This window comes from Bacillus sp. FG16 (genome assembly GCF_057809515.1).
On sequence record NZ_JBMDKC010000008.1, the window covers coordinates 48,682 to 66,353 of the forward strand.

General features: G+C 38.1%; 14 protein-coding genes and 1 other RNA gene. 13 read left to right on the top strand and 2 right to left on the bottom strand.

What is annotated here, in order from left to right; all coding sequences use genetic code 11:
- Window positions 1–14 precede the first annotated feature (14 nt).
- Genes tpiA through eno form a run of 3 tightly spaced genes read left to right on the top strand, consistent with a single transcriptional unit; the run spans window position 15 to window position 3,622 of the window.
- The gene (gene tpiA, locus ACODS7_RS05145) at window positions 15–770 is read left to right on the top strand and encodes a triose-phosphate isomerase (RefSeq protein ID WP_001231038.1); all 756 of its coding nucleotides are present in this window, start codon (window positions 15–17) and stop codon (window positions 768–770) included.
- Window positions 767–2,296 (top strand): 2,3-bisphosphoglycerate-independent phosphoglycerate mutase, encoded by a 1,530-nt coding sequence (gene gpmI / locus ACODS7_RS05150; RefSeq protein ID WP_016079762.1) that lies wholly within the window; start codon window positions 767–769, stop codon window positions 2,294–2,296. The genes tpiA and gpmI overlap by 4 nt, the downstream gene beginning before the upstream one ends.
- Window positions 2,297–2,326: 30 nt before the next feature.
- Window positions 2,327–3,622 (top strand): phosphopyruvate hydratase, encoded by a 1,296-nt coding sequence (gene eno, locus ACODS7_RS05155; RefSeq protein ID WP_000103951.1) that lies wholly within the window; start codon window positions 2,327–2,329, stop codon window positions 3,620–3,622.
- Window positions 3,623–3,672: 50 nt separating this feature from the next.
- Here the strand turns inward: eno and ACODS7_RS05160 are convergent, their stop codons facing one another.
- Entirely contained in the window at window positions 3,673–4,623 is a 951-nt protein-coding gene (locus ACODS7_RS05160; RefSeq protein WP_243168288.1) for a nucleoside hydrolase, read from the bottom strand.
- Between the two features lie 352 nt (window positions 4,624–4,975).
- Between ACODS7_RS05160 and ACODS7_RS05165 the strand changes: the two genes are divergently transcribed.
- The 7 genes from ACODS7_RS05165 to ssrA all read left to right on the top strand — a co-directional run bounded on the left by ACODS7_RS05165 (window position 4,976) and on the right by ssrA (window position 11,193).
- On the top strand, window positions 4,976–5,344 hold the full coding sequence (locus tag ACODS7_RS05165; protein ID WP_000673222.1) for a CidA/LrgA family holin-like protein: 369 nt from the start codon (window positions 4,976–4,978) through the stop codon (window positions 5,342–5,344).
- The gene (locus ACODS7_RS05170; protein ID WP_243168287.1) at window positions 5,341–6,033 is read left to right on the top strand and encodes an LrgB family protein; all 693 of its coding nucleotides are present in this window, start codon (window positions 5,341–5,343) and stop codon (window positions 6,031–6,033) included. The genes ACODS7_RS05165 and ACODS7_RS05170 overlap by 4 nt, the downstream gene beginning before the upstream one ends.
- Before the next feature lie 94 nt (window positions 6,034–6,127).
- Window positions 6,128–6,361, top strand: a complete 234-nt coding sequence (secG, locus tag ACODS7_RS05175) for a preprotein translocase subunit SecG (RefSeq protein WP_000557266.1) — start codon at window positions 6,128–6,130, stop codon at window positions 6,359–6,361.
- Between the two features lie 160 nt (window positions 6,362–6,521).
- On the top strand, window positions 6,522–7,262 hold the full coding sequence (gene estA, locus ACODS7_RS05180; RefSeq protein ID WP_000761986.1) for a carboxylesterase: 741 nt from the start codon (window positions 6,522–6,524) through the stop codon (window positions 7,260–7,262).
- A 295-nt stretch (window positions 7,263–7,557) separates the two neighbouring features.
- The gene (rnr, locus tag ACODS7_RS05185; RefSeq protein ID WP_243168285.1) at window positions 7,558–9,996 is read left to right on the top strand and encodes a ribonuclease R; all 2,439 of its coding nucleotides are present in this window, start codon (window positions 7,558–7,560) and stop codon (window positions 9,994–9,996) included.
- Window positions 9,997–10,244: 248 nt separating this feature from the next.
- Window positions 10,245–10,712 carry an SsrA-binding protein gene (gene smpB, locus ACODS7_RS05190; protein WP_001123917.1) on the top strand — a complete coding sequence of 156 codons (468 nt, stop codon included), beginning with the start codon at window positions 10,245–10,247 and terminating at the stop codon, window positions 10,710–10,712.
- Window positions 10,713–10,838: 126 nt separating this feature from the next.
- Window positions 10,839–11,193: a transfer-messenger RNA gene (gene ssrA, locus ACODS7_RS05195) on the top strand.
- Between the two features lie 443 nt (window positions 11,194–11,636).
- Here ssrA and ACODS7_RS05200 read toward each other — a convergent pair.
- Entirely contained in the window at window positions 11,637–13,847 is a 2,211-nt protein-coding gene (locus ACODS7_RS05200; protein ID WP_155417073.1) for an MMPL family transporter, read from the bottom strand.
- Window positions 13,848–14,226: 379 nt separating this feature from the next.
- Between ACODS7_RS05200 and ACODS7_RS05205 the strand changes: the two genes are divergently transcribed.
- The 3 genes from ACODS7_RS05205 to ACODS7_RS05215 all read left to right on the top strand — a co-directional run bounded on the left by ACODS7_RS05205 (window position 14,227) and on the right by ACODS7_RS05215 (window position 17,666).
- A complete protein-coding gene (locus tag ACODS7_RS05205; protein ID WP_043935894.1) occupies window positions 14,227–14,742 on the top strand; it encodes a TetR/AcrR family transcriptional regulator in 516 nt (171 codons plus the stop codon).
- 716 nt (window positions 14,743–15,458) lie between these two features.
- Window positions 15,459–16,136, top strand: a complete 678-nt coding sequence (locus ACODS7_RS05210) for a response regulator transcription factor (RefSeq protein ID WP_088115596.1) — start codon at window positions 15,459–15,461, stop codon at window positions 16,134–16,136.
- Between the two features lie 513 nt (window positions 16,137–16,649).
- The gene (locus ACODS7_RS05215; protein ID WP_243168283.1) at window positions 16,650–17,666 is read left to right on the top strand and encodes a siderophore ABC transporter substrate-binding protein; all 1,017 of its coding nucleotides are present in this window, start codon (window positions 16,650–16,652) and stop codon (window positions 17,664–17,666) included.
- The last annotated feature ends 6 nt before the right edge of the window (window positions 17,667–17,672 follow it).

Sequence of the window (17,672 nt, forward strand, 5' to 3'; positions counted from 1 at the left end):
GGACGGTGCAAAGCATGCGTAAACCAATTATCGCAGGTAACTGGAAAATGAATAAAACTCTATCTGAAGCAGTTAGCTTCGTAGAGGAAGTTAAAGGTCAAATCCCAGCAGCTTCAGCTGTTGATGCAGTAGTTTGCTCTCCAGCTCTATTCTTAGAGCGCCTTGTAGCAGCAACTGAAGGAACTGACTTACAAGTAGGTGCACAAAACATGCACTTCGAAAAAAATGGTGCATTCACTGGCGAAATTAGCCCAGTAGCACTTAGCGACTTAAAAGTTGGTTATGTAGTACTTGGCCACTCTGAGCGTCGTGAAATGTTTGCTGAAACAGATGAGTCAGTAAACAAAAAGACTATCGCAGCATTTGAACATGGTTTAACACCAATCGTATGTTGTGGTGAGACTTTAGAAGAGCGCGAAAGCGGAAAAACATTTGATCTAGTAGCAGGTCAAGTGACAAAAGCACTTGCAGGTTTAACAGAAGAGCAAGTTAAAGCAACTGTTATCGCTTATGAGCCAATCTGGGCTATCGGTACAGGTAAATCTTCTTCTTCTGCAGATGCAAACGAAGTATGTGCGCACATCCGTAAAGTTGTTGCAGAAGCTGTTTCTCCAGAAGCTGCAGAAGCTGTTCGTATTCAATACGGCGGTAGCGTAAAACCAGAAAACATTAAAGAGTATATGGCACAATCTGACATCGACGGCGCTTTAGTTGGCGGTGCTAGCTTAGAGCCTGCTTCGTTCTTAGGTCTTCTGGGGGCGGTAAAATGAGAAAGCCAACAGCTTTAATCATCCTTGACGGTTTCGGACTTCGTGAAGAAACTCACGGGAATGCTGTAGCACAAGCTAAGAAACCTAATTTTGATGGTTACTGGAACAAATTCCCTCATACAACGCTTACAGCTTGTGGTGAGGAAGTAGGTCTTCCAGAAGGTCAAATGGGTAACTCTGAGGTTGGTCACTTAAATATTGGTGCTGGCCGCATCGTATATCAAAGCTTAACACGCGTAAACGTTGCAATTCGTGAAGGTGAGTTCGATCAGAACGAAACATTCCAAAATGCAATTAAAAGCGTAAAAGAAAAAGGTACTGCTCTTCATTTATTCGGTTTACTTTCTGATGGTGGTGTGCACAGTCACATGAACCATATGTTTGCTCTTCTTCGCTTAGCAGCAAAAGAAGGCGTGGAGAAAGTTTATATCCATGCATTCTTAGATGGCCGCGATGTTGGACCACAAACAGCAAAAGGTTATATCGATGCAACAAATGAAGTAATTAAAGAAACAGGAGTAGGACAATTCGCGACTATCTCTGGTCGTTATTACTCCATGGACCGTGACAAGCGTTGGGATCGCGTAGAAAAATGTTACAGTGCTATGGTGAATGGTGAAGGCCCTACTTATAAATCAGCAGAAGAGTGCATAGAAGACTCTTATGCGAACGGTATCTATGATGAATTCGTATTGCCGTCTGTAATTGTTAACGAAGATAACACGCCAGTTGCAACAATCAATGATGATGATGCAGTTATCTTCTATAACTTCCGTCCAGACCGTGCAATTCAAATTGCTCGTGTATTTACAAACGAAGACTTCCGTGAGTTCGATCGTGGTGAAAAAGTACCTCACATTCCAGAATTCGTATGTATGACACACTTCAGTGAAACTGTAGATGGTTACGTGGCATTCAAGCCAATGAACCTTGATAACACTTTAGGTGAAGTTGTTGCGCAAGCGGGATTAAAGCAACTTCGCATCGCGGAAACTGAAAAGTATCCGCACGTTACATTCTTCTTTAGCGGTGGTCGTGAGGCTGAATTCCCAGGAGAAGAGCGTATCTTAATTAACTCACCAAAGGTTGCAACGTATGACTTGAAACCTGAAATGAGCATTTACGAAGTAACGGACGCTTTAGTAAATGAAATCGAAAATGATAAACATGATGTTATCATTCTTAACTTTGCGAACTGTGATATGGTTGGCCATTCTGGGATGATGGAACCAACAATTAAAGCAGTAGAAGCAACTGACGAATGTTTAGGAAAAGTTGTAGAAGCGATTCTTGCAAAAGATGGTGTAGCACTTATTACTGCTGACCATGGTAATGCTGATCAGGAGTTAACTGCTGATGGCGGTCCTATGACAGCTCATACAACTAACCCGGTTCCTTTCATCGTTACAAAAAATGATGTAGAGCTTCGTGAAGGTGGTATTTTAGGAGATATCGCTCCAACAATGCTTACACTTTTAAATGTGGAACAACCGAAAGAAATGACAGGTAAAACAATTATTAAATAATTTGCTTATATAAAAAGGAGAGAATTTATTATGTCAACAATTATTGATGTTTATGCTCGCGAAGTCCTTGACTCTCGTGGTAACCCAACTGTAGAAGTAGAAGTTTACACAGAAAGCGGCGCTTTCGGACGCGCTATCGTACCAAGTGGTGCATCTACTGGTGAGCACGAAGCAGTAGAATTACGTGACGGTGACAAATCTCGTTACCTTGGTAAAGGTGTTGTTAACGCAGTAAACAACGTTAACGAAATTATCGCTCCAGAAATCGCTGGTTTCGATGTAACTGACCAAGCTGGTATCGACCGTGCTATGATCGAATTAGATGGCACTCCAAACAAAGGTAAACTAGGCGCTAACGCTATCCTTGGTGTATCTATGGCAGTAGCTCACGCAGCAGCTGACTTCGTAGGTCTTCCATTATACCGTTACCTTGGTGGATTCAATGCAAAACAATTACCAACTCCAATGATGAACATCATCAACGGTGGTTCTCACGCTGATAACAACGTTGATTTCCAAGAGTTCATGATCTTACCAGTTGGTGCTCCAACATTCAAAGAATCAATCCGTATGGGTGCTGAAGTATTCCATGCACTTAAAGCTGTATTACATGACAAAGGTCTTAACACTGCAGTAGGTGACGAAGGTGGATTCGCTCCAAACCTTGGTTCTAACCGTGAAGCTCTAGAAGTAATCATCGAAGCTATCGAAAAAGCTGGTTACAAAGCTGGCGAGAACGTATTCTTAGGAATGGACGTTGCTTCTTCTGAGTTCTACAACAAAGAAACTGGTAAATATGACCTTGCAGGCGAAGGCCGTACTGGCTTAACTTCTGCAGAAATGGTTGATTTCTATGAAGAGCTTTGCAAAGACTTCCCAATCATCTCTATCGAAGATGGTTTAGACGAAAACGACTGGGATGGTCACAAATTATTAACTGAGCGTATCGGTGATAAAGTACAATTAGTTGGTGACGATTTATTCGTAACTAACACTCAAAAACTTGCTGAAGGTATCGAAAAAGGTATCTCTAACTCAATCTTAATTAAAGTTAACCAAATCGGTACTTTAACTGAGACTTTCGAAGCTATCGAAATGGCTAAACGTGCTGGTTACACAGCAGTTGTATCTCACCGTTCTGGTGAAACTGAAGATGCTACAATCGCTGACATCGCAGTTGCAACTAACGCTGGCCAAATCAAAACTGGTTCTATGAGCCGTACTGACCGTATTGCTAAGTACAACCAATTATTACGCATCGAAGACGAACTAGGCGAAATCGCTGTTTACGATGGTATCAAATCTTTCTACAACATCAAACGATAATTGTAGAAAATAACGGCAGACCGTGAGAAATCACGGTCTGTTTTTTTATGCTAAAATTGTTCACCCGTCATAAGTGACATGAAATGTTTGAAGAAGCGATTATAATCAAAATCAATTGCTATTTGATGACTCGGCCAATCAATAAATGGTTTAGATTCTCCTAAAGAGCGAAATTCTCCAATGCTTGCCCCCTGTGCATAAGATTCTGTCATGACAACGATAGGTGATCTGTGATAGGTAAACATAGAGTTATCAAGTAAAGCAAGTATTGGCATTGTGTCATGGAAGGGGCTACCCTTTAAATGTGGTAGGGCGTCTTTATAATATCCGTAGTAATAATGATCGAATAACGGTTTGACAAGTGGAGCTTTTCCTTTTGCTTCAATGTATTCGGCCATTTCTGGTGTAATGATGGAATATTGGGTGACGTTTAATGGGTATATGTACATGTTAGCTGCGGATTGAAGGACTATATTAGCTGCAGTAGGGTCGCCATAAAAGTTTGCTTCGGAAATAGGGGTAACATTACCAGGATGTAAAAAGGCACCGCCCATTACGTAGTAAGATTTAACTTGCTCCATTAATTGTTTACATACGATAAATAAAATTGCTAGGGAGGTAAGTCTTCCTAAGCTCACAATAATTAATTCATCTTTATACTGTTCAATAAGAGGAATAACTTCAAAAAAATTCTCCATTTCTTCGTTAGTTACATTCACCTTTGGAATAATTGGCCCGAGCCCTTGTTTCCCGTGTACATCTGTAAAAAAAGAAGGAGGAGCGCCATTAATTGGACGTTCTGATCCACCAAAGATTTTGATATTTCTACCCTTTACTTCGTTTGTAAGAAAATGAGCATTTTCTACGGCCATTTTTTTTGGAACATTGCCGTAATCAGCAACGATACCGATGATTTCTATTTCATTGATAAAGAATGCTAAGAGGAGAGCCATCGTATCATCAATCCCAGGATCACAAAAAATAAGAACTTTTTTGGGCATATGTTCACCACCTATCTTGTTTATCCCGTACAAACCCGCTTGGTGAGGGCTAATAATCAATGGGGATGAGGAAACCCTCAATGATTAAAGTTTCACTTTATATATATGTAAGTTTAAGGATAAAAAGATTATTTTATTGAAATAACAGTCTTATAAATTCAGAAAATAAAAACTTTTTATATTAGGTCAAGGTTTTTGACGTAATTTTTGTTTGGAAATGCAGTCATATCAAGGTTGTAAGCGTATAACATCGGCTGTTTTTGCTGTCAAGTGGATAAATTGCAGCTTTTTACAATTTATACTATGATAAAGATATTAACAGAAGATCGTATAAACATGAGGGATGATGAACATGAAATTTACAAAGATTCTTGTCCAAATTGCTGCTCTTTACGTGTTTTATATGGTTGGAACTTGGGTGCAAGAAATGTTAAATATTCCAATTCCAGGGAGTTTGATTGGGATGTTCCTCTTACTTGTTTTACTTAGCCTAAAAGTTCTTCCAGTGAAATGGTTCGATTTAGGAGCAGAAACACTCGTTGCTATTATGCCGTTTTTATTAATTCCGCCAACGCTTGGCCTAATGAATTACGGTGCTTTTTTTATGAGTAAAGGAATTTCTCTTTTCATTACAGTTGTAGCGAGTACATTTTTAATTATTATTGTCGCAGGACATACAGGACAATATCTTGCGAATAGGAAGGAAAGAGAGTCGCGATGAGCCAAATATTAATCGGAATCGGTTGGGTTCTTTTTACGGTGCTATTATATCAATTATCTAAAAAAATCTATAAATTATTTCCAACACCATTCACCATTCCAATGCTTGTAGCAACAGGATTAATGGCTTTCCTATTTATCGTGCTTGATATACCATATCAACATTATATGGAAAGTGGTGGTGGCTGGATTGCAAAGCTACTTGGACCCGGTGTTGTAGCATTTGCAATTCCCCTTTATAAACAACGTCATGTTCTGCAAAAATATGTTGTACCGATTGCTGGCGGGGTATTAGTAGGTACAACAGTTGCAATCGCTAGTGATTTTGCCATTGCTTCACTTATGGGAACAGATAAAAGCTTAATCTTATCGTCTTTACCAAAATCAGTGACAATGCCAGTTGCGATGAGCGTTTCTGAACAAGTTGGTGGTGTACCTTCCTTAACAGCAACTTTCGTTGTTATCGCAGGTATTACTGGAACAATTACAGGACCTCTCTTATTAAAATGGAGCCGTGTTACAAACTCAGTTGGTAAAGGTATCGGATTTGGATGTGCTTCTCATATTATGGGTGTTATGAGAGCAATGAAAAATAACGAACATGAAGGTGTTATTGGATCGGTAACAATGACATTAACAGCAATTTTGACATGTTTACTTGGACCGTTATTTGCAATGATGTTTATGTAATAGAAGAAAAGCGAGGGCAACTCTATAGCTCTCGCTTTTCTATAGGATTTATGCTACAGTTACAATAACTGAATCTTTGTAGGAGGTACGCCAAGTGCATACGTTATTATCCGTTTTACTTATTACTGTATCGATTTTAATGATTGTTATGGTACTTATGCAGTCTAGTAATAGCTCAGGCCTTTCAGGTGCAATTTCAGGCGGTGCAGAGCAATTATTTGGTAAGCAAAAAGCACGTGGAATTGAAGCAGTATTAAACCGTATTACAATTGTTTTAGCTGTATTGTTCTTTGTATTAACAATTGCTGTTACGTACTTAAACTTATAGAATTGAAAGAAGAAGCGTTAGTAAGATGTACTAATGGTTCTTCTTTTTTGTTTTGCCATTTGAAAGATGTTTCTAATTAGATTATAGAAATACAAATATGGTACACTAGATATAGAAAGAATACGACTAGATTACAGAAGAGAAAGAGGAGAAGTACATGATGAAATTAGCATCTCCGAAACCATTTACATTTGAGGGTGGAGACCGCGCTGTTTTATTACTACATGGATTCACAGGGAACTCAGCTGATGTACGTATGTTAGGGCGTTTCTTAGAAAAGAAAGGCTATACTTGTCATGCGCCAATTTATAAAGGGCACGGTGTACCACCAGAAGAGCTTGTTCATACAGGTCCTACAGATTGGTGGCAAGATGTAACGGAGGCATATCAGCTTTTAAAAGATAAAGGTTTTGAGAAAATTGCTGTTGTTGGATTGTCACTTGGCGGCGTATTTTCTTTAAAATTAGGTTATACAGTACCGGTTTTAGGTGTAGTACCAATGTGTGCACCGATGTATATTAAGAGCGAAGAAACGATGTACCAAGGTATATTGGCATATGCCCGCGAATATAAAAAACGTGAGCAAAAATCACCAGAACAAATTGAACAAGAAATGTTGGAATTCCAAAAGACACCAATGAATACATTAAAAGCATTACAACAATTAATTGCTGACGTACGTAACAATGTGGATATGATTTATGCACCAACATTTGTTGTACAAGCACGTCATGACGAAATGATTAATACAGATAGTGCTAACATTATTTATAACGGTGTAGAATCTACGTTAAAAGACATTAAATGGTATGAAGACTCTACGCATGTCATAACACTTGATAAACAACGTGACGAGCTACATGAGGATGTATATAACTTCTTGGAGCAACTAGATTGGTAAGATCTAGTTGCCTCTTTTTTTCATAAGGAACTTTTTATGGAAGCTGTAAAAAAATCATTGGGAGATGATTAAAGTTTCACTTTATCCCGCACTAACGGGCAGTAGGCCTCCTACCTTGAAATTCAGCGAAAGCAAAGAAGTTAGGTAGGAATCAACTGCCCGTAAAGGCCCGATTGGTTCAACTAATAATCAGTGGGGGGATGAACAAACCCCGACTGATTAAAGTTTCACTTTATACATCCCCCATCTTTCGGATACACTAAATAATATAAGGGTTTAAAGGAGGTATTTCTACTTGGAAGAAATCATACAAGAACATATTGATAAGTTGTTATTATTTATGAGAGAAGAAGCGTATAAACCGCTAACGATACAAGAGTTAGAAGAGGCATTTGGAATTGAAGGTTCTGAGGGCTTTAAAGATTTTGTAAAGGCACTTGTAATGATGGAAGAGAAGGGACTTGTTATTCGTACACGTAGCAACCGTTACGGTCTTCCTGAAAAGATGAATTTAGTACGAGGTAAGTTAATTGGACATGCACGTGGCTTTGCTTTCGTTGTGCCAGAAGAGAAGAAAACGGGAGACGATGATCTTTTCATCCCACCTACAGAATTAAACGGTGCACTTCATGGCGATACAGTATTAGCACGCCTTAGTTCTCAATCAAGCGGTTCACGTCAAGAAGGTTCAATTGTACGCATTTTAGAGCGTGGAACGAAAGAACTAGTTGGTACATATACAGAATCGAAAAACTTTGGGTTCGTTATACCTGACAATAAGCGCTGGACGAGTGATATCTTTATCTTGAAAAGTGCATCAATGGGTGCTGTAGAAGGTCATAAAGTAGTTGTGAAAATTACGAGCTATCCAGAGAATCGTTTAAGTGCAGAAGGTGAAGTTATTCAAATTCTAGGTCATAAAAATGATCCAGGAGTAGATATTTTATCTGTCATTCATAAACATCATTTACCTTTAGCATTCCCTGAAGAAGTGATGGAGCATGCAAACAGTGTACCAGAAACGATTTCAGAAGAAGATTTAAAAGATCGCCGTGATTTACGTGATCAAATGATCGTAACGATTGATGGTGCAGATGCGAAAGATTTAGATGACGCTGTTACAGTAACGAAGCTTGAGAACGGCAATTACAAGCTAGGCGTTCACATTGCGGATGTAAGTCATTACGTTCAAGAAGGTTCTCCAATTGATGTAGAAGCAGCGGAAAGAGCGACAAGTGTGTATCTTGTTGACCGTGTAATTCCAATGATTCCACATCGTCTATCTAACGGTATTTGTTCATTAAATCCGAAAGTAGACCGTCTGACATTATCTTGTGAAATGGAAATCAACAACTTAGGTGATGTTGTTAAACACGAGATTTTCCAAAGTGTGATTAAAACGACAGAGCGTATGACGTATGCTGACGTAAGAAGCATTTTAAAAGATGAGGACGAAGAGTTAATTAAGCGTTATGAGCCATTAGTACCGATGTTTAAAGAGATGGGGCAATTGGCACAAATTCTACGTGAAAAACGTATGCGCCGTGGTGCAATTGATTTTGACTTTAAAGAAGCGAAAGTATTAGTGGATGAAGAAGGAAAACCGACTGATGTTGTCATGCGCGATCGCTCTGTATCAGAGAAGTTAATTGAAGAATTTATGCTTGTTGCGAATGAAACAGTAGCAGAGCACTTCCACTGGATGAACGTACCGTTTATGTACCGTGTCCATGAAGATCCGAAAGAAGATAAGCTTGAGCGTTTCTTCGAGTTTGTAACGAACTTCGGATATGCGGTAAAAGGACGTGCGAATGAAGTGCACCCTCGTGCGCTGCAACAAATTCTTGAAATGGTTCAAGGACAGCCTGAAGAAGTAGTTATTTCAACGGTTATGCTTCGTTCTATGAAGCAAGCACGTTACGATTCGGATAGCTTAGGACATTTCGGCTTATCAACTGAGTTCTACACACATTTCACATCACCAATTCGTCGTTACCCAGATACAATTGTTCATAGATTAATTCGTGAATACATTATTAATGGTAAAGTCGACAATGGAACGCAAGCAAAATGGCGTGAAAAATTACCTGAGATTGCAGAGCACTCTTCTAATATGGAACGCCGTGCTGTTGAAGCAGAGCGTGAAACAGATGAAATGAAAAAAGCAGAGTATATGGTTGATAAGATCGGTGAAGAGTATGACGGTATGATTAGCTCTGTAACAAACTTCGGTTTATTCGTAGAGCTTCCAAATACAATTGAAGGTCTTGTACATGTTAGTTATTTAACGGATGATTACTACCGTTATGACGAGCAGCATTTCGCTATGATCGGAGAGCGTACAGGAAACGTATTCCGCATCGGTGACGAAATTACAATTCGTGTTATTAACGTAAATAAAGACGAGCGTGCAATCGACTTTGAAATCGTTGGCATGAAAGGTACACCTCGCCGTAAGTTCAAAGATCGTCCAGTCGTTATCGAGCAGCCAAGAACAGGCAGAAAGAAACGCGGTGGACGTAGCGAGCGCAGTAATGAGCGCGGCGGAGAACGTGGCACAGGTAGAAAATTTGACCGTGGTGGCAAAGGTAAAAGTACAGGAAGAGGATCAGCAACAGCAACAGCATCTACGTCCGGTAGTCAGCCAGGGAAAAAAGATGGTAACGGCAAGAAGAAAAAAGGATTTTTCGAAAACGTACCAGGATTCAAGAAGAAAAAGAAAAAGCGTAAGTAAGAAAAGAGTGGCTTCGCTTTGATGAAAAGCGGGGCTTTTTCTTTTTTTATTGGTGGCTTGAGAGCGAGCCACTTTCGCTTTTTGTATAATCCAGCTACAGTGGCTAGAATGTTTGGCGGCTTCGCTTCTTCCCCAGAGGCAAAGAGCGCCTCAAGGTCAGAAGCTCCATCCACCTCACATTCTGAACGAGCCACTTTCGCTTTTTATCTACATTTGTTACAATAGTAAAAATAGAGGAGGGACGTTATATGCCAAAAGGTACAGGTAAGGTTATTGCACAAAATAAAAAAGCGTTTCATGATTATTTCATCGAAGAAACATACGAAGCAGGGCTTGTCCTTCAAGGAACGGAAATTAAGTCGATTCGCGCTGGTCGCGTGAACTTGAAAGATGCGTTTGCACGTATACATAATGGTGAAGTATGGGTTCATAATATGCACATTAATACATACGAACAAGGGAATCGTTTCAACCATGATCCACTTCGTACGAGAAAATTACTTCTTCATAAAAAAGAAATTGATAAGCTAGCGGGCGCTGCAAAAGAAACAGGTTACGCATTAGTTCCACTTAGAATCTATTTGAAAAATGGATTTGCAAAAATGGCACTTGGTTTAGCAAAAGGTAAGAAACAATATGATAAACGTCACGATTTAAAAGAGAAAGAAGCGAAACGTGAAATTGCACGCGTGTTCCGTGATCGCCAAAAGATGTAATACAGATATTTACATTTGTAAAACGGCGCGCGTATGATATAATAACTTATGTAAGGTTGTTGCACATTGAAAAACAGCTCTTAGTAGCTATCACGATATTTTCTTCGTATGCTCCATTTTTATCATGGGGACGTTACGGATTCGACAGGGATAGTTCGAGCTTAGGTTGCGAGTCGAGGGGATCGGCCTCGTTAAAACGTCAAAGCCTATAATTGGCAAACAAAACAATCTTTCTTTAGCTGCTTAATTGCACTAAAGGTTCCTCCCTCCATCGTCCATGTGGTAGGGTAAGGGACTCAAACTAAGTGGACTACGCCGGAGTTCGCCGTCTGAGGGCGAAGGAAGAGAACAATCAGACTAGCAACTTGGAAGCCTGTCGATAGGCCGAAGAGTTCGCGAAATGCTAATATATCGACTACACTCGTAGAAGCTTAAGTGCCGATATTTTTGGACGTGGGTTCGACTCCCACCGTCTCCACCAATACATATTTGGTGGTTTTTTTATTTTGTATGATATGAACCATAACTTTGCCAGGTCGGCGAGGTTATGGTTCTTTTTGTTTGTGGCAAACTTATGCATACAAAAATAAAAGATTTTAAACCGTATCTTTATTATTGTCTACTTGACAGGGAAGTGACCACCTTACGTGTATATGATATTCATTGAATTTCTACAATTTAAAAGGGCAATTTGTACCCATTGATAAAATTACTAGATTTATACTAAAAACACGCATTTTGATTAAGTTTTTTCAAAATGCGTGTTTCATTTATGTTTATATTTTACAATGATGCAAACAAACCTTCTTAAATTGTTTTTACCTATATTTGTATAAGCAGCGAAGGAAATCTATACTTTCTCTAAAAACCACTTCTCTTTTATAAGAAAGCGATTTTTTTTATGAATATAACTATGAATTAACTTTAACTGTTCTGTTTATATATCTTTTCACTTTTGTTTTCCATGTGATGTATAATGCTTTCGCCTTCAACATCAATGTTAGGTAAAATTTTATCCAGCCATTTTGGCAAGTACCAGGCCGACTTACCCATGAGAGCCATGACCGCAGGTACGATTGTCATTCTCACGATGAATGCGTCGAAGAAAACACCGAATGTAAGAGCCATGCCTATGGATTTAATGATGCTATCAGGTGCCAACATGAATCCAATAAATACAGACATCATAATTAATCCTGCTGAGACTACGACTTTACCGCTCTCTCGCATTCCTTCTAAAATAGCTCTCTTCGGGTCGCCTGTATGTGTATATACTTCCCGCATCTTGCTTACTAGAAACACCTCATAGTCCATGGCAAGTCCGAACAGGATGCCAATCAGAATAACAGGCAAGAAAGCTAAGATTGGACTGGCAGCTGGGAAACCAAATAAATTTTGGAAATGCCCATCCTGCACGAAAAATACCACGGCTCCCAACGTAGCACCAAGAGACAGTAGAAACCCTAATACTGCTTTTAATGGAATGAGTAGAGATCTAAACACTAGAACTAAGAGTACATATGCGAGTCCCACAATAAGAGCAGCGAAAACTGGCAAGGCATCACTCAGCTTTTGCACAATATCAATATTCATCGCTGCTGTGCCCGTTACCATTAGTTCAATTCCATTTTTTTTCTCGGTCTGGTTTGATCTGTCCCGAATCGTATTTACCAAATCCTTCGTCTTTGTATCGTCAGGTCCTGTTTTTGGTGTGATGGAAATCATATAAATCTTTCCAGAAGGACCAGGGATAGCTGGTGTCACACTTTTCACGTCAGATAAGTTACCCAATTCTTTTGCAACGGTGTTCATAGTATTTTGCGTTTCAGCTGTTGCTTCCTCAGCTTTTGCCACTACCGCTAAAGAGGCATGAATTCCTTCTCCATATGCTTCGGTCAATAAATCATATGCTCTTCGTTCTGTCGTTTCTGTGGACTTTGATGTTCCATCAGAAAGCAGCCCAAGGTTCATATGGAAAAATGGAATCGTAATCACTGCAAGTAGTCCGATTGCGAAAATCGAAACAACCAGAGGACGTCTTACGACAAATTCCCCCCATTTATTTGAACCAGTGCGTTTCTTACCTGCCCCAGTCATCTTTTCCAAGAATCGATTTTGTTTAGTTGGGGCAATCTTATGGCCGATAATTCCTAATATGGCCGGTAATATGACGACGGAAACCACCACAGCTATGAATACAGTGAAAGCAGCGGATACGCCCATCGCTATTAGGAATGGAATCTTTGTAACAGACAGTCCCAAAAGACCAATAATAACAGTCAATCCTGCAAAGATTACGGCACTTCCCGCTGTTCCCGTTGCAATGGCAATAGATTCTGGAACAGAATCTCCTTGTGCGAGCTGCTGTCTAAAGCGATTGATAATGAAAAGCGCATAGTCAATGCCTACTGCGAGTCCCAGCATGGCAGCTAATGTTAAGGAAACAGATTGGATTTCCACATAATTGGTTCCAATCATGATTCCTAGCATTCCAATCGCTAATCCGATTATCGCAGTGAGAATCGGAAGTCCAGCTGCTAGAAGAGACACAAAAGTAAATGTCAGGACTACGAAGGCAACAAGTACTCCAACAATTTCAGTCATACCTGAAGTCTCTGAGTCGGAAAACTTAATATCGCCTCCTGATAGCTCCGTTTGAATGCCGGCATCCCTTGTTGTTTCAATACTATCTAAAATCTTATCCTTAGAAGCTTCTGTGACCTTTTCCGCTTCCACTTTGTACGTAACAACTGCATATCCGATTTTCTTATTTTCACTAAGGTTCTGCAGTTGCATCGGTGCTGCCACAGAATCAACAGCTGAATCTTTTTTTATCTCACTTAGAACTTCTGCAATTTTCTGTTGTACTTCCGCTGACTCCAAGGTTCCGTTTTTTGGTGCTTGAAATACTACTTTTACTTGTGCACCTGCTGGTTGCATCGCTTTAAACTCTTTTTTAATTACTTTTCCTGCTTTATCTGCCGGTGTATTCGGAATGCTCATTTCATCATTGAAAGAGGAACCCATGTTGACTCCAATAAGTACAAATGCAATAAGAATTGCGAGTGCACTAAATATAACCTTTTTCCTATGATTTACTGCCCAATGTCCTAACTTATAAAGATATTTTGCCAATTAAATCTCACCCTACTTTCGTTGGAAATTTGTCTTGTTCTTACGTTGTAATTTAGAAACGTACAAACGACAAAATCTCGTATTATTCATATAAAAGGATTTTAAAATTTATATTGTAAATTGTATCAGTATATCTCACCCTATTTATAGCTTGCAAAATGGCGGGAAATTGCCAGTAGGAAACAAAGAAAATGGTACACATTGACAGCAATGATGGCCTTTTATACACTAACAATTGTACTTACATGTGTAAGTATAACAGTGAATTTTCATCTTTCAAGCACTATGTGATAATTTGCACTTAAAACGAACAGAATGAAGGGATGTGTTAGTTTTGAGGAAGTCAAGAGAAGACAGTATACACTCTCAGAAATACATTATGGAGGCATTGAGCGCACTGTTGCATGAACATAAACTGCAAGATATAACCGTAACAGCTATTTGCAAAAAGGCTGGAGTTGCCAGAGTCACATTCTACAAATACTACCGCAACGTTTACGACGTCGTACAAGTATCAGTGGATGAAATTGTTCAACAATTTTTGAAAGAGGTTGATAGTTTGGATCCTTATGAAAGTATGCAGCTAATTATTGAATATATTATAGAGGGCTTTGTGTCTGCACAGAAGCCGTCAGGAAAGTTAATTGATGCAAATATATCTAGTATGATGCTTGATTATTTGAATTACACAATGGAAAAGGTCTTTCAAGCGGATATTACGCGCAATCATGACATAAGCAGAATGCAAATCCTGTTTTTAGCAGGCGGTATCTATAATATTGTTAACGATTGGATTAAAAGAGGGGCAAAGGAATCTCCCCAGGCACTTGCTGCAAAAATATACGAGATCCTTCCATATGGGACAACAGACACAAGGAATTTGGCAAATTCATGATGCAACTGTACTATCTTTGATTACATCTAAAAAATGGCATCACATAAATAGCTGTGAGTAGTTCATCTAACCATAAACGACCGTTTTTGGTTAAAAGAACAAAACTTTCTTTCATATAAAATTTTCTTAACGTTGTTGAAAGCGGAGGAATCGTCAGGAAAATGGGCTTAGTGTTGTAAATCCGCATTTTCCTGACGGTACCTCTAAAAGCAAAGGATATCATTACAAACACTTTTACCATTAAGCCAATATACTAAAACTCCTTTGTTAAAGTTATTGAACTTGTTGTATAAAAGCTTTAATGAATAAAATAGTAAGATTAAATGCCACATGCTAATAATAGGTATTTTTATTTGTTTTGTTGTAACATTCACGGCAAGTTTATGCTTCTTTTATTTGTGGAAAAGTTAGGATTTTAAAAATAGAATGCTTCTAATTCTTCACTTCTTTCACTTCTATCCTTAATGCGTATCCCTTAATGATTACAAGTTTATCCCGTCAAAACCTGGTTGATAAGACTTCATTGAGTTTTCGTTTTATTCGAATATTAATATGTTTTGTGTTTTTATCCATACCTATTGTAAGATTATATAGAGTTCTCCTAATAAGCTGTTTTCATGGATTATTTAGGAATTTTAAATTTATAAATCTTAAATTGTTTTTTGGGGATAATTTTTTATCTAAATAAGTTATATTGAAGTAGAGGTGAACCATCGGTGAAGCAGGTGTTGGTGATTAAAAATGAACGGTCTTCAGCAAAGAAAATCGTAAGCGGTCTAACGCAAGAAGGCTATTTCATTTTAAAACTTCACAATGAAAACGAAGGTTTAAATATAATATATGAACAAGACTGGGATATTATCATATTAGATTGGGATTCATTAAGTATATCGGGACCAGAAATTTGCAGACAAATACGGCTTGTTAAAAAGACACCAATCATTATTGTGACCGATAATATTTCTAGCAAGGATTGCATAGCAGGATTACAAGCAGGAGCAGATGATTATATAAGAAAACCATTTGTGAAAGAAGAATTAGTAGCAAGAGTTCAAGCGATTTTAAGGAGAAGTGGCTGTATTCAGCAAAATGAGACAAACTTTTATCAGTTTAAAGATCTCTTTGTTGATGCATCTAGTAATATTGTGAAAAAAGGTGGCGAAAATCTCTCGCTTACTAAGCGCGAGTACGATTTACTTGTATTTTTAATCAAGAATAAAAATACAATATTGAGCCGTGAAATGCTTTTGAATCAGGTTTGGGGATATAACGTAGTAGTAAATCCAAATGTAGTAGATTTATATATTGGGTATGTAAGAAAAAAGTTAAAGTGCGAGAAGAAAGAAAGATATATTCAAACGATACATGGCAGAGGCTATTCGATGATTGACTGATAAAAATAAGATAATAAAAAAATGAGTAAAACTATTTCATTCAGTTTTACTCGTTTTTTTATTAAATGTGATAATCAAATAGTTTCTGTGAAGTCTTAAAAGATGTAAAAAGAATATTTCTATCAGGCAATGGATTATGAAAACATTAGCTATTAATGAGCATTTTTTGCAGGGGAAATTATGGTTTATAAGGTGCTCATCTTTTGGGTAGTGTGGAGGGGACGATTCTAGTGCGCATTAGTTGAGACCGGATCTAATGAAAGTGTCTACTCGAAAAAAATCGACACGCTCTGAAGAATAAAGGTGCCTGACTCCACATATTACTTTTTATGCCTGATTTTATGAATTCACACCATTCACAAGATTTTCACAGAATTAATGACTATACTAATTAACAGGATGTTCAAATGAAAATGATTATCAATAGCGATTCAATTGAATAAAAGTTACTTTCTAATTCAATCTATGGATGTCATCATTTTCGAAATAAATCACACTATAAGGAGTATACATATGAAAAAATCTATGCTTTTAAAATTAGTGAGTATGCTAGCAGTTTTCACTTTAATGTTAGTAGCTTGCTCAGATTCAAGTAAAGAAACTTCGAAGGCTAATAATAAAGATAATGGTAGTGATAAGCCAAAAACGGTTGAAATCACTGATGCTCATGGAACTGTTAAAGTCCCTGTAAACCCAAAGAATGTAGTTGCTTTGGATAACAGAACTTTTGAAACTTTATCTGATTGGGGAATTAAATTAGCGGCTGCTCCAAAGGATATCATGCCTGCTGATTCAGCATATAAAAAGGATGAAAAAGTTCAAAATATTGGGAATCACCGTGAACCAAATCTTGAAATTATTGCAGCGGCAAACCCTGACCTTGTAATCGTTGGTCAAAGATTTGCTGACCATTACGAAGAAATCAAAAAATTAGTACCAAATGCAGCAGTTATTGATCTTAATTTTGATGTCTCTGAGAAAGCTACTAAGCCTGGCGAAAACTTAGTAAAAGGACTTAAAGATTCTACAGTTACTTTAGGAAAAATCTTTAATAAAGATAAAGAAGCTAAACAATTAGTAGCTGATTTTGATAAATCTATTGAAAAAGCAAAATCTGCTTATAACGGAAAAGATAAAGTTATGAGTGTTATCGTTACTGGTGGTAATATTGGTTTTGCTGCTCCACATTCTGGTCGCGTTTGGGGACCAATGTATGAAATTTTCGGTTGGACTCCAGCGTTAGAAGTTTCAAATTCTACTGCAGGTCATAAAGGTGATGACGTTTCTGTTGAAGCTATTGCACAAACAAATCCTGATTGGATTTTCGTATTAGATCGTGATGCTGCAACATCTGATGCAGCTAAGTCAACACCTGCTAAGGATGTTATTTCTAAATCACCTGCTCTTCAAAACACAACTGCTGTTTCTAAAAAACAAGTTATTTATGCACCAGAAGATACTTACACAAATGAATCAATTCAAACTTATATAGAGTTATTTGGAAATGTGGCAAAAACTTTAGCTAAGTAGTGTAAA

What these genes read in the sequence shown, in the direction of transcription:
- tpiA (WP_001231038.1), top strand. Translation starts at nt 15, where the DNA reads ATGCGTAAACCAATTATCGCAGGTAACTGGAAAATGAATAAAACTCTA.
- gpmI (WP_016079762.1), top strand. Translation starts at nt 767, where the DNA reads ATGAGAAAGCCAACAGCTTTAATCATCCTTGACGGTTTCGGACTTCGT.
- eno (WP_000103951.1), top strand. Translation starts at nt 2,327, where the DNA reads ATGTCAACAATTATTGATGTTTATGCTCGCGAAGTCCTTGACTCTCGT.
- ACODS7_RS05160 (WP_243168288.1), bottom strand. Translation starts at nt 4,623, where the DNA reads ATGCCCAAAAAAGTTCTTATTTTTTGTGATCCTGGGATTGATGATACG.
- ACODS7_RS05165 (WP_000673222.1), top strand. Translation starts at nt 4,976, where the DNA reads ATGAAATTTACAAAGATTCTTGTCCAAATTGCTGCTCTTTACGTGTTT.
- ACODS7_RS05170 (WP_243168287.1), top strand. Translation starts at nt 5,341, where the DNA reads ATGAGCCAAATATTAATCGGAATCGGTTGGGTTCTTTTTACGGTGCTA.
- estA (WP_000761986.1), top strand. Translation starts at nt 6,522, where the DNA reads ATGAAATTAGCATCTCCGAAACCATTTACATTTGAGGGTGGAGACCGC.
- smpB (WP_001123917.1), top strand. Translation starts at nt 10,245, where the DNA reads ATGCCAAAAGGTACAGGTAAGGTTATTGCACAAAATAAAAAAGCGTTT.
- ACODS7_RS05205 (WP_043935894.1), top strand. Translation starts at nt 14,227, where the DNA reads ATGGAGGCATTGAGCGCACTGTTGCATGAACATAAACTGCAAGATATA.
- ACODS7_RS05215 (WP_243168283.1), top strand. Translation starts at nt 16,650, where the DNA reads ATGAAAAAATCTATGCTTTTAAAATTAGTGAGTATGCTAGCAGTTTTC.